This is a genomic window from Halorarius litoreus (assembly GCF_024362405.1).
Lineage (GTDB): Archaea > Halobacteriota > Halobacteria > Halobacteriales > Haloarculaceae > Halorarius > Halorarius litoreus.
On record NZ_CP101454.1, the window covers coordinates 3,854,023 to 3,866,075 of the forward strand.

Annotated in this window: 13 protein-coding genes; 9 read left to right on the forward strand and 4 right to left on the reverse strand. The window is 67.9% G+C overall.

What is annotated here, in order from left to right; all coding sequences use genetic code 11:
• Positions 1 to 29: 29 nt before the first annotated feature.
• Positions 30 to 1,451 (forward strand): FAD-dependent oxidoreductase, encoded by a 1,422-nt coding sequence (locus NL126_RS20205; protein WP_255196688.1) that lies wholly within the window; start codon positions 30 to 32, stop codon positions 1,449 to 1,451.
• A 15-nt stretch (positions 1,452 to 1,466) separates the two neighbouring features.
• On the opposite strand, the gene NL126_RS20210 is transcribed toward NL126_RS20205, so the two are convergent.
• Positions 1,467 to 2,378: an ArsR/SmtB family transcription factor gene (locus NL126_RS20210; RefSeq protein WP_255196689.1), complete on the reverse strand. Its 912-nt coding sequence runs from the start codon at positions 2,376 to 2,378 to the stop codon at positions 1,467 to 1,469.
• 80 nt (positions 2,379 to 2,458) lie between these two features.
• Between NL126_RS20210 and NL126_RS20215 the strand changes: the two genes are divergently transcribed.
• Positions 2,459 to 3,229, forward strand: coding sequence for a BtpA/SgcQ family protein (locus NL126_RS20215; RefSeq protein WP_255196690.1), 771 nt, complete (start codon positions 2,459 to 2,461; stop codon positions 3,227 to 3,229).
• Between the two features lie 41 nt (positions 3,230 to 3,270).
• Positions 3,271 to 3,630, forward strand: a complete 360-nt coding sequence (locus NL126_RS20220) for a hypothetical protein (RefSeq protein ID WP_255196691.1) — start codon at positions 3,271 to 3,273, stop codon at positions 3,628 to 3,630.
• 2 nt (positions 3,631 to 3,632) lie between these two features.
• Here the strand turns inward: NL126_RS20220 and NL126_RS20225 are convergent, their stop codons facing one another.
• Complete coding sequence (locus NL126_RS20225; RefSeq protein WP_255196692.1) at positions 3,633 to 4,757, reverse strand: NAD(P)/FAD-dependent oxidoreductase; 1,125 nt, start codon at positions 4,755 to 4,757, stop codon at positions 3,633 to 3,635.
• A gap of 106 nt (positions 4,758 to 4,863) precedes the next feature.
• Entirely contained in the window at positions 4,864 to 5,832 is a 969-nt protein-coding gene (gene mvaD, locus NL126_RS20230; protein ID WP_255196693.1) for a phosphomevalonate decarboxylase MvaD, read from the reverse strand.
• 88 nt (positions 5,833 to 5,920) lie between these two features.
• On the opposite strand from mvaD, the gene NL126_RS20235 reads away from it, so the two are divergent.
• The 6 genes from NL126_RS20235 to NL126_RS20260 all read left to right on the forward strand — a co-directional run bounded on the left by NL126_RS20235 (position 5,921) and on the right by NL126_RS20260 (position 10,402).
• Positions 5,921 to 6,343: a DUF7541 family protein gene (locus NL126_RS20235; protein ID WP_255196694.1), complete on the forward strand. Its 423-nt coding sequence runs from the start codon at positions 5,921 to 5,923 to the stop codon at positions 6,341 to 6,343.
• 32 nt (positions 6,344 to 6,375) lie between these two features.
• On the forward strand, positions 6,376 to 6,669 hold the full coding sequence (locus NL126_RS20240) for a DUF6684 family protein (RefSeq protein WP_255196695.1): 294 nt from the start codon (positions 6,376 to 6,378) through the stop codon (positions 6,667 to 6,669).
• A 130-nt stretch (positions 6,670 to 6,799) separates the two neighbouring features.
• Entirely contained in the window at positions 6,800 to 8,596 is a 1,797-nt protein-coding gene (locus tag NL126_RS20245; protein WP_255196696.1) for a cbb3-type cytochrome c oxidase subunit I, read from the forward strand.
• Between the two features lie 107 nt (positions 8,597 to 8,703).
• Positions 8,704 to 9,531 carry an SDR family NAD(P)-dependent oxidoreductase gene (locus NL126_RS20250; protein WP_255196697.1) on the forward strand — a complete coding sequence of 276 codons (828 nt, stop codon included), beginning with the start codon at positions 8,704 to 8,706 and terminating at the stop codon, positions 9,529 to 9,531.
• A 153-nt stretch (positions 9,532 to 9,684) separates the two neighbouring features.
• Positions 9,685 to 9,945, forward strand: a complete 261-nt coding sequence (locus NL126_RS20255; RefSeq protein WP_255196698.1) for a DUF7520 family protein — start codon at positions 9,685 to 9,687, stop codon at positions 9,943 to 9,945.
• Between the two features lie 67 nt (positions 9,946 to 10,012).
• Positions 10,013 to 10,402 carry a universal stress protein gene (locus NL126_RS20260; protein ID WP_255196699.1) on the forward strand — a complete coding sequence of 130 codons (390 nt, stop codon included), beginning with the start codon at positions 10,013 to 10,015 and terminating at the stop codon, positions 10,400 to 10,402.
• On the opposite strand, the gene NL126_RS20265 is transcribed toward NL126_RS20260, so the two are convergent.
• Positions 10,399 to 12,000: an AMP-binding protein gene (locus tag NL126_RS20265; protein ID WP_255196700.1), complete on the reverse strand. Its 1,602-nt coding sequence runs from the start codon at positions 11,998 to 12,000 to the stop codon at positions 10,399 to 10,401. The genes NL126_RS20260 and NL126_RS20265 overlap by 4 nt on opposite strands.
• Between the last annotated feature and the right edge of the window lie 53 nt (positions 12,001 to 12,053).

Consider the following 12,053-nt stretch of genomic DNA (forward strand, 5'->3'; position numbering starts at 1 on the left):
TTTTGGTGCCGGCCCTCGAACGCCCGGCGATGAGCGAACCGTTCGTCGTCGTCGGTGGAGACGCCGCGGGGCTGAGTGCTGCGAGCAAGTGCAAACGCGAGCAGCCGGACCGCGAGGTGATCGTCTTCGAGCGGGGGCGATGGGTGTCGTACGCCCACTGCGGGATGCCGTACTACATCGAAGGGAAAGTCGACACCCTCGGCGACCTCACCTCGCTGACGCCCGAGGAGATTGCCGACCGTGGCATCGACCTCCGCCGGGAACACGAGGTCGTCGGCCTCGACCCCGACGCGAAGACGGTGACCGTCGAGGGACCCGACGGCACGTTCGAGCAAGCGTACGGCGACCTGCTGCTCGGGACGGGCGCTCGGGCGCTCACCGGGCCGTTCGACGGCCTCGACCTCGACGGCGCGTTCACCCTCCACCACATGGACTCGGCGGCGGCCATCCGGGCGTACCTCGCGTCACCCGAGGACCCCGCGGTCGTGCGAGACGAGCGGGTCGACGCCGACCTCGTGGCCCACTACACCGACCTCGAACCCCCCGAGCGAGCCGCCATCGTCGGTGGCGGGTACGTCGGCGTCGAGATGGCCGAGGCGCTCTCGGCCCATGGGCTGGACATCCACCTGTTCCAGCGACCCGACCAGCTCCTCCCACCGTTCGGCGACGCCGTCGGCGAGGCAGTGGCCGAGGAACTCGACCGACAGGGTGTCGACGTACACACCGCGACCGAGGTCGATGCCATCGAGGGAGACGACCGAGTGGAGCGCGTCCGCTACGGGGAGGAGTCGGTCGACGTGGGCCTCGTGGTCGTCGGCGTCGGCATCCGGCCGAACGTCGAGTTCGCCGCCGAGGCGGGCGTCGACCTCGGGGAGTCGGGGGCAATCGCCACCGACGAGTACGGCCGGACGAACCGCGAGTCGGTGTACGCGGCCGGTGACTGTGCCGAGGACCGGCACGCAGTCACAGGCGAGCCAGCGTGGGTCCCGCTCGGCCTCACAGCGAACCGTGCAGGGCGAGCCATCGGCCAGACCGTGGCGGGCGAGCCCACGCCGACGGGTGATATCGCGGGGACGGCCGTCGTCAAGGCGTTCGACCTCGGCGCCGGTCGCGCCGGCATCGTGGACGAAGCGCGGGCCCGCGACGCCGGCTTCGACCCCGTCTCGCGGACCATCGAGGGCTCGTCGCGCTCCGGCTACTATCCCGGCGCGGCCGAGATGACCGTGACGATGACCGCCGACCGTGAGACAGGACAGGTCCTCGGGGCCGCAGTCGTCGGGGCAGACCGGGCCGCAAAGCGCATCGACACCGTGGCGACGGCGCTGGACGCGGGGCTCACGGTCGATGAACTGGAACGGCTCGACCTCGGCTACGCACCGCCGTTCAGCCCGGTGTGGGACCCGGTACTCGTCGCGGCGAAGGTGCTCGGCGGGGCAGTCGACGCTGAGTGAGCGCGGGCCGGAGACTCACTCGACTGGCGTCGCCTCGACCACGGCGAGCGACTCGTCGACGACCACGCGGAGCCGGTCGTCCTCGACCGCGACGGCGACGCGGAGCGGCTCGTCCGTGACGAGCGTCGTGTCCTCGCCCATCGCCCACGGCAGCTCCCAGTACGGCACCGCGGAGACATCGACGCCGTTGTCGCGGTAGAACGCACCGACGACCGGCGCGTCGAGCAGACACATCCCGACGGCCGCCCGCAGCGCGGTGTCACACTGCGTGTAGGTGTGTTCGACCCCGAACTCCGGGGGGATGCTGCACTCGTCGGCCGTACCCTCGCCGACGCCGACGAGGAAGGAGGGGTCGAACTGCGTCTCCATCCGCCCGCTACAGGCGGGACAGACGCCGTCGACCGTCAGCGCGTAGTCGTGGCGGACGCGGCGGTCGTACGCGGCGAGCAGTTCCTCCGGCGAGCGGTCGCGTAGCCCGCTCGCGGGGAACGGAAGCCGGCTGTGGAGTCGGCCACAGTCGCCACACTCGATGTGGACCAGCTCCTCGGTGTAGCTGGCCTGCAGCCCGCCGCCACAGTCGACGTACGCCCCGCCCGTCTCGAACGCGTCGAGCGTCGGGTCCTCGGTGAACGTCCCGATGACGACCGCGCGGACCATCTCCCGGCCGGCGAACCGGAGGTCGTACCCCTCGTCGGTCTTCCGGACGAACCGGCCGGTGAGCTGGCGGAGGTGGTAGTTGAACTGCGCGCTGTCCTCGATACCGACCGTCCGCCGGAGGTCGGTGAACGACACCGGCCGCTCCTCGGCGTCCCACAGCGCCCGGAGGATGGCGAGTCGCGTCTCGTTGCCGACGGCGGCGAACACCTCGGCTGCGGCGGGCGTCGATGCGACGTCGCCCGGAACGTCGGTGCCCGTCGAGTCAGTCATGCTAGCACGACGCGAGCGGGGAGTAAAACGTTGCCGCGGCCGACCCCCCAGTTCTTGTGACCCCGCCTCCGACACCGGGTATGGAGTTCACCGTCGCAGGGATGGTCCACCTCCCGCCGCTCCCCGGCGCGCCGGGGTTCGACGGCGACCGGGCCGCCCTCCGGACCCGCGCGCTCGCCGACGCCGAGACGCTCGTCGCGGGGGGCGTCGACGCGCTCGTGATCGAGAACTTCGGCGACGCCCCGTTCTACCCGGACTCAGTTCCGAAACACGTCGTCGCGGACATGACCGCGCTCGTCGGCGCCGTCACCGACGCCGTGGACGTGCCGGTCGGCGTCAACGTCCTCCGCAACGACGCCGCGGCCGCTGTCTCCATCGCCGCCGCCACCGGCGCCGCGTTCGTCCGCGTGAACGTCCACACCGGCGTGCGACTGACCGATCAGGGTATCGTCGAGGGGCAGGCACACGAGACGCTCCGGCTCCGCGACCGCCTCGACGCCGACGTCGACATCCTCGCGGACGTGGCCGTCAAACACTCCGCGCCACTCGCCGTGCGACCGCTCACCGAGGAGGCCCGCGAGACACTGGAGCGGGGCCGTGCGGACGGACTGGTCGTCTCGGGGGCGGGCACCGGCGAGCGAACCGACCGCTCGGCACTCGAACGGGTGGCTCCCGTCTGTGCTGCCGCGGACGCGCCGCTCGTCGTCGGGAGCGGCGTGACGCCGGAGACCGTCGCCGAAAGTCTCGACGTGGCCGACGCGGTCATCGTCGGGACGGCGTTCAAACGCGGCGGCGAGGTGACGAACCCGGTCGCGGAATCCCGGGTGCGGGAACTGGTCGAGCGCATCTGAGGGCCACAACGCTTTATCGGTTCGGCGGAGTCCACTCCCCCATGGCGCTCACGGACAACCTCGTCGTCCTGCTTGTCAGCCTGTTCATCGGCGGCATCGGCATCTACGTCGGTGCGGCGCTGCTGGCGAAGTCGCGCGACTACGGCCACGCCGTCGTCACCGCCGGCATCGGGGCCATCGTCTGGGCGGTCGTCGGCGGGCTGGTGGGCGGGATCCCCCTCATCGGACCGGTGCTGACGTTCCTCGCGTACCTGCTGGTCATCAAGTGGCGCTACCGGACGGGCTGGCTCACCGCCGGCGGTATCGCGCTGATTGCGTGGATCGCCGCGCTCGTCGTGCTCAGCATCCTCGCGAGCGCCGGCTACGCCGACTTCTCGGCGATTGGCATCCCGAACGTCTGAGGTTAGAACAGCTCTTCGCGAACCAGTTCGGAGGCGTTCGTCACGGCCCCCACCGACGAGAGGTGTGCCGCCCCGATCGACGCCTTCGCCGCGCGGGCTGCGCTCCCGCGGAGGATTTTCGGGCCGACCTGCGCGACTGCACCGTCACCGACCGACACGACCCAGCCCCGCGACTCGAAGGTGTAGCGGTCGAGTTTCGGGAGAAAACCCTCGGGGTCGTCGCGGTCGTGGGCGACCAGTCGCGCGATGTTCCGCGCGGCGACGCCAGCCTCCCGAGTCGCCGCCTGTGCGGTCGCCGGAACCGCTTCGCCGTCACCGTCGACCACCTTCGCCGCGTCGCCGACGACGAACGTCCCGTTCTCGACGCGGAGGTCGGCCCGCGTCGGTGTCCGCTCGCCGCCGAGCGATGCGGGGCCGGTGATGCCGCCGGTCCAGACGAACCCGTCGTATTCGAGTCGCTCGCCGGAGCCGAGGTCGATGGCGTCGGCGTCGGCCCCCGTGACCGAGGTTCCCGTCCGGACGGTCACCTCGCGGGCCTCCAGTTCCTCGTGGACGGCCGACTGGAACGCCCGGCCGAACCCCGGGGCAACCTCGTCGAACTGTTCGAGCAGGACGACGTCGGTGTCGAACCCCTCGGCGTCGGCGGTCGCCGCGAGTTCGCCCGCGACCTGTACCCCGGAGAGTCCGGCACCCCCGACGACGACGGTGCCGCCCTCGTTCGCGAGGAACTGTGAGCGGATCTCGCCGGCGTGTTCGACCCGTTTGAGCGGCGTGGCGTGTTCCGCGACGCCCGACAGTCCGTAGTAGGCGGGCTGGGCGCCGAGACAGACCGCGGCATAGTCGTACTCGATTGTGTCGCCGCTCGCGAGGTCGACAGTGCCCGTGGCGGTATCGACCGCTTCGACCCGGTCGGTCACGACCGTCGCGCGGTCGACCACGTCCGCCAGCGGCACCTGAATGACGTCCGCGAGGTCGGGGTACCGGACGAGTCGGTGGAGTTCGTGCTGGACGAGATGGTAGTCGTCCTCGTCGACGAGCGTGAGTTCGACGTCCTCGGGCAGCGCGCGCTCCAGTCGGCGAACGGCCGTCAGCCCTGCGTACCCCGCGCCGAGTACGGCGACGTGCATGGTCGTGATAGGGACGGACGGCGTTTGAGTCCTCGGAAGGCGGAGGGGCTGGCTGCCGAGCCGTCGCGCGAGCGATTGGTCGAGTCGTGCGAGGTGTAACTCGCGGTTAGAAAAGCGCCTCCGTCTCGTCCAAGACCTGTGCGGGGCCGCCGACCTCCCAGACGCGCGTGGGGACGATATCGGAGATGGCGTCCTCGACGCGGTCGACGTGGTCGACGGTGGTATTGACGTACACCGACGCGCCCGTGTCCGTCGAGTAGTAGGCTGGAATCCCGTCCTCGCGGAGGGCACGAACCGTCTCGAACACTTCGAGGGTTTCGGGCTGCCAGTAGACCCACGCGGCCGGCCCGGTCATCGTCGTCGCGGCGAGCGACAGCGAGTCCTTCTCCGCGAGGTCGAACGCAGCGTCGAAGTCCCCCACGCGGAGGGCCTCTCGCATATCAGAGATCTGCTGGTGGATGTGCGCGAGCCGCGCCTGGAACATGTGGGAGTCCTCGGCTTCCGCGTGGGCCTGTTCGGTGTGTTTGAACGCCGGGACCTCCGCGGCGACGATGCGGAGGTCCTCTTCGAGCGAGGTCTCGATGCGGTGGGAGCGGCAGTCCTCGTCGTTCATCCCGGCGTCGAGCTGGGAGAACGCGCCCGTGACCGCACGCGCCGCCGAGGACGAGCCACGGCGGGCGACCGCCGACATCTCCGGGTGGGTCAGGTCGAGGTCGGCAGCTTCACAGAGCGCGACCGCCGCGGCGGCGAACCCCGACGACGAGGAGCCGAAGCCGATGTTCGTCGGGAAGTCGTTCTCGGACTCGAACCGGACGTGGTGGTCGACGCCCGCGAGCTCGCGGACGTGGTCGATGACCTGCACGACGCGCTCGCGGCCGCGGCCCTCGACGGGCTCGCCGTCGATGACCAGTTCGTCCGCCGCGAGGTCGGGGTCGAACTCGGCGGTCGTCTTCGAGTGCGACGGTGCGGTACAGACGCTGATGGAGTCGTGGTAGGGGAATCGCAGTTCCGAATCGCGCATCCCGTGGTACTTCACGAGCCCCTGGATGGGGTGGGCTTTCGCGGTCGCCTTCATACTCGGAGGCCGTCCGTGGAGCCGATAAACCCCTCGGAGCGGGCCGACACCGACGGGTCTTTGGCCGGCGAACCCTAACCGCCGACCAATGACAGAGGACGCCGACGCACCGGCCGTGAGTACGGCCGACAAGGCCAGCCCGTGGCCGCTGTTCGTCGCACTCGGACTGGCGGTGGGCGAAGTGGGGGTGTTCATGGGACTGTACCCGGTGGCGGTCGCCGGCCTGCTGTTGTTCGTCGGGAGCGTCGCCGGCATCGTGACCGAGGCGGGCTACGCCGAGCGCCCGTGGAAACTGCTCGGCGGGCTCGGCGGGCTCCTCGTCGTCGTCGGAATCTGGGTCGTCTCGACGCAGATCGACGCCGGGACCGCGGCCGCGTGGATGGGCGCGCTCGACGCACCGGGCACCATCGTCCTGCGAGGGTTCTCCATCGCGGCGGCAGGCGTCATCGCGCTCGTCGCCAGCGGGGCGTTCGCCGTGGTCGAGCCGGACCTCGCGACCGCGAACCAGTAACCTCTTACCGACCGTATCCAAACTCACCACCAATGTCATCGCGCACGTTCGACCGGGAGACGCTCCTGGACCTCACCGTGAACATGATTCCGCTCGGAATCATGCTCTTCTTCGTCGGTGTGTTCGTCGTCCTGAACCCGTTCGGCTCGGACCCCGTGGCGACCGCGCTCCAGATGTCCATCATGATCGTGATGCTCGTCGCGCTCACCGCGCTGACGTACTACTCGGGGAAAGCCATCTCCGAGGCAGAAGACGAACTCGAAGGGGAGGCGGCTGAACACGCCGAGTCGTCGGCGACCGAGGAGCCGACCGCAGCGGCCGAGTAAACACGGCCGGAGTTTTCTCGCGTGAACTGGCTGCGAGCGGTGCGACACGTTCGGTAGAAGGCGGCATGATTCGCCGCCGAATCGGACCGGGAACACAACCTTTCTAACCCACCAGTCCTCAGTGCGAACCATGGCAGGAGAACAGCTTGCGCTCACGGTTCTCATGGGAGTCTTCCTGGTGGCAGTGTTCGCCGCCCTCTCCCGCATGGAGAACTGGCGCACCTACACGCCGCTCGCCGGCGGTGGCCTCGGCTACGCCGGCGAGACCGGCCACGGGCACAAGCCCGAGGGCCTCACTCGCTGGCTCACCACCGTCGACCACAAGGACATCGGCATCATGTACGGCCTCTACGCGGTCATCGCCTTCGTCTGGGGTGGCCTGGCCGTCATGCTCATGCGCGTCGAACTGGTCGCGCCCGGCACGGACATCATGCAACAGCCGTTCTACAACTCGCTTCTGACGAGTCACGGCATCACCATGCTGTTCCTGTTCGGGACGCCCATCATCGCCGCGTTCTCGAACTACTTCGTCCCGCTGCTCATCGGGGCCGACGACATGGCGTTCCCGCGCATCAACGCCATCGCGTTCTGGTTGCTGCCGCCCGCCGCCCTCCTCATCTGGGCCGGGTTCTTCATCAACCCCATCATCTCGTCGGTCGCGCCCGCACAGACCTCGTGGACGATGTACACGCCGCTCTCCGCCGAGCAGGCGAACCCCGGCGTGGACCTGATGCTGCTGGGGCTCCACCTCTCGGGGGTTTCGGCCACCATGGGCGCCATCAACTTCATCGCGACCATCTTCACCGAGCGCGGTGACGACGTCAACTGGGCGAACCTCGACATCTTCTCGTGGACCATCCTCACCCAGTCGGCGCTCATCCTGTTCGCGTTCCCGCTGCTGGGGTCGGCGCTCATCATGCTGCTGCTCGACCGGAACTTCGCGACGACGTTCTTCGCCGTCGAGGGCGGCTCGCCCATCCTCTGGCAACACCTCTTCTGGTTCTTCGGCCACCCCGAGGTGTACATCCTCGTGCTCCCGCCGATGGGGCTCGTCTCGTGGATTCTGCCGAAGTTCTCCGGGCGGAAGCTGTTCGGCTACAAGTTCGTCATCTACTCCACGCTCGCCATCGGGGTCCTGAGCTTCGGCGTGTGGGCGCACCACATGTTCTCCACGGGTATCGACCCGCGCGTCCGGGCGTCGTTCATGGCCGTCTCACTCGCGATTGCGATACCATCCGCAGTGAAGACGTTCAACTGGATCACGACGATGTGGAACGGCCGTGTGCGGCTCACCGCACCGATGCTGTTCTGCGTCGGCTTCGTCGCCAACTTCGTCATCGGCGGCATCACCGGTGTCTTCCTCGCGGCGATTCCGATCGACCTCGTGCTCCACGACACCTACTACGTCGTGGGTCACTTCCACTGGATCGTCATGGGGATGATCGCCTTCGCCGGCTTCGGCGCGATCTACTTCTGGTTCCCCATCGTCACCGGGAAGATGTACCAGCGCACGCTCGCGAAGTGGCACTTCTGGCTGAGCGAGGTGGGCGTCGTCGTGACGTTCATGGCGATGCTCATCCTCGGGTATCTGGGGATGCCGCGTCGGTACGCCACCTACGAGTTCGACGCGGCCATCGCGCCGCTCGCACAGGTGACGACGCTCCACCAGATCGCGACGGTCGGCGCGTTCCTCATCATGTTCGGCCAGATGATCTGGGTCTGGAACATGGTTCAGTCGTACATCGAGGGCCCGAGCGTGCAGGACGGCGACCCGTGGGACCTCAAGGAGACCGGCCAGCACTCCCGCGAGTTCCAGTGGTTCGAAAGCCAGCTCGAGGACGACATCGCGCTCGCAGACGGCGGTGACGAGGACGTGGCGACGGACGGCGGCGTCGAGCCCGCCATCCGCCGCGTCGACGACGAGTAACTCCGGTTCCGATTCGTTTTCTGCTTGCTTCGAGGGGTGAGCGGTAGCCGTGAGCCATCCTCGCGCCCCACCGAAAGGCTCATTCACCAATTCGTCGACAGGACCGTATGAAGGGATTGGCCGGGAAGACAGCAGTGGTGACCGGGGCAGGCTCCGGTATCGGCCGCGCGTCCGCACTCCGATTCGCCGAGGAGGGAGCGAACGTCGTCGTCGCCGATGTCGTCCAGGAAACCGGTCGTGAGACGGTCGACCGAATCGAGGACGCGGGAGGGAACGCGACGTTCGTCGAGGTCGACGTCTCCGACCTCGCGTCGGTCCAGCGAATGGTCGATGTCGCGGTCGAAACCTACGGGAGCCTCGACTTCGCACACAACAACGCGGGCATCCTCACCGGTTTCGAGTCGACGACCGAAATAGACGAGGCGAAGTGGGACAGACTGATGGACGTCAACCTGAAGGGGGTCTGGACGTGCATGAAGGCTGAGCTCCCCGTGATGAAGCAACAGGGCGGGGGCGCGATCGTCAACACGGCCTCCGAGGCAGGCCTGGTCGGGATGGGTGGGCTCTCCAGTTACTCGGCCAGCAAGCACGGCGTCGTCGGCCTGACAAAGTCGGTCGCACTCGAGAACGCGAAACACGGGGTTCGCGTCAACGGCATCGCCCCCGGGCCGACGAGGACGAACATCCAGTCGGGAATCGTGGGCAGCACCTCGTCCTCGGTGCGAGGCCGGATACGAACCGCGATCGAACTGCTCCGACTGACGATACGCACGCTCCGGGCCGACTTCGACGCGTCGGCGATGCGGGACGTGCCGATGGACCGCATCGCCGACCCAGAGGAGATGGCCGGTGCGGTCGCGTTCCTCTGCTCGGACGACGCCTCGTACATCACCGGCCACACGATTCCCATCGACGGCGGGCAGGCGGCCGACTGAGTTACACCGACGTGATGACGAGGACGATACCGGTGATGAACATCATCGCCGCGATGCCTGCGAGCACCCCGAACAGCGCCTCCTTCTCGGTCATACTCGAGGTTAGGGGTTCGAGTTCAAAAGGCTAATCGTCCGCGAGCCCCGAGTTCGAATGTGAGCAACGCGGACGCGACACGGACGGGTGGCCCGCGACTCGTCGTCAGCCTGTACGTCATCGTCGTCCTGCTGACGGCGTTCATCGGCTTCGTCATCGGCGTCATCGGCCCCCAAGGGCTCGACCCGGAGCTGTTCGGCGTCGTCCAGCTACCGCCGACACCAGTCGGGATGGCCGTGTACGGCGCCGCGACCATCGGAACCCTGCTCGGAGTACTACTGCTGCTCGTCGTCTTCGTCTCCGCTCGGTACGCCGAGTGAGCCGCGATACGTCGACCAGATACCCTCAATCGGAATTTATTACCAGTTAGAGACAATAGGGGGCGGCATGTACCACGTCGCGATGGGCATCGGCCCGGACGACGAGCAGGCCGCGGCGAAAGCCGACGCGGTAATCGACCTCCCACAGGCCCCCGACGCCGTCGTGGTGACGGTCGTTCACGCCAGCGACGACCCCGACCTCGACCCGACGAGCGTTCCGGCGGTCGCCAGCGTCCTCGACCGCTTGCGGACAGCAGGGGTCGATGTGGTGGCCGTCGTCGTCGACGCGGACCCGTCGCAGGCGGTCCTCGACGTGGCCGACGACGCGGACGTGGACTGCATCTGCGTCGGCGGTCGCCGCCGGTCGCCCGCTGGAAAGCTCCAGCTCAAGAACGGTGCGCAACAGGTCATCCTCGGGACCGACCGGCCGGCGCTCGTGGTCGGACAGACCGACTAACCCTGCCCGACCATCCGCTCCTCGTCCTCCCACTCTCGCTTGCGAAGTTCGTACTTCTGGACCTTGCCGGTCGCCGTGGTCGGGAGCTCCGAGACGAACTCGACCCGTCGCACCTTCTTGTAGGAGGCGAGCTTCTCACCGGTGAACTGTTCGAGTTCCTCGGCGGTGACACCAGGGTCCTCGGGGTCGCCGTTCGCAGGCACGACGAAGGCTTTCACCGTCTCACCGTACGTGTCCGACGGCGCAGGGATGACTGCGGCCGCGGCGACCGCCTCGTGCTCGTACAGCGCGTCCTCGACTTCGATCGAGGAGATGTTCTCACCGCCGGAGATGATGATGTCCTTCTTGCGGTCCTGGATGGAGATCATCCCGTGCTCGTCGACGGTGGCGATGTCGCCCATGTGATAGTAGCCCTCGACCCGAGCGTTGAACGCCTCCTCGGTCGCCTCGGGCTTGTTCCAGTACCGCTCCATCACCTGGTTGCCGCGCACGACGACCTCACCGAGCGTGTCGTCGTCGCGGGGGACGTCGTTACCGTCCTCGTCGACGACCCGAATCTCGGTGCCGAGCCAGCCCAACCCCTGCCGCTTCTTGATGCTGAAACGGTTGTCGTCGGTGAGTAGTCGCTGCGCATCGGAGGTCGTGACGAGCGGGCCCGTCTCCGTCGCCCCGTAGACGTGTAACAGCTCCCAGCCGAAGTCTTCCTCGACCGTGCGGATGGTCGCCTCCGGCGGCGCGGAGCCAGCCGTGGCACACCGCACCGGCACGTCACCGCGCGTCTCGACACCCCCCTGGTAGTAGTCGAGCAACATGTTCAGGACGGTCGGCGCAGCACACAGGTACGAGACGTCCTCGGCGACGACGGTCTCGAATATCCACTCGGCATCGATGCCCCGCGTGTAGACGTGCCGCGCGCCGATACCCGTCACCGCGAAGATGTGGCCCCAGCCGTTCGCGTGGAACATCGGAAGCGTCCACAGATACGTGTCGGCGTCGGTGAGGTGCTGGTGGGCGACGACGAGGTACGCGTGAATCGTCTCACATCGATGGGTCCGGCTCACGCCCTTCGGGTCGCCCGTCGTTCCGGAGGTGTAGTTGATGGTGATGATGTCGTCCTCGGCCATCTCCGGGCGGTCGTACTCGTCTGCGTCGGCGACGAGGTCGTCGAACGACTCCCAGTCGCCGTCGACCGCCGAGGTGTCGTTGGTGATGAACGTCTCGGTCGGCACCTCGTCGCGGACCGCCTCGATCTTCTCGGCGTACGCGAAGTCCGCGTAGATGGCGTCGACGCCCGCGTCCGTCAGGATGTACGCGAAGTCGTCGGGAGTCAGCCGATAGTTCAGCGGTGTGTGGACCGCACCCACCTGCATGCTGCCGTAGGCGGCTTCGAGGTGGTAGTGGGTGTTGGGGTCGAGCACCGCCACGCGATCACCCTTCTCGATACCCCGTTCCTGGAGGGCGGCCGAGAACCCGTCGGCCCGCTTGCCGAGGTCGTCGTAGGTGTATCGGGTCCCGTCGGTCGCCAGCACGGCCTCCTGGTCGCCGTAGTGTCGTCGTGCGCGGTCGAGGAACTCCGTCACGAGGAGTGGTCGGTACATACGCCCCGGTTGGACTCGAGGTCTGTTAACAGTTCACCCTGTACGGCCGGACC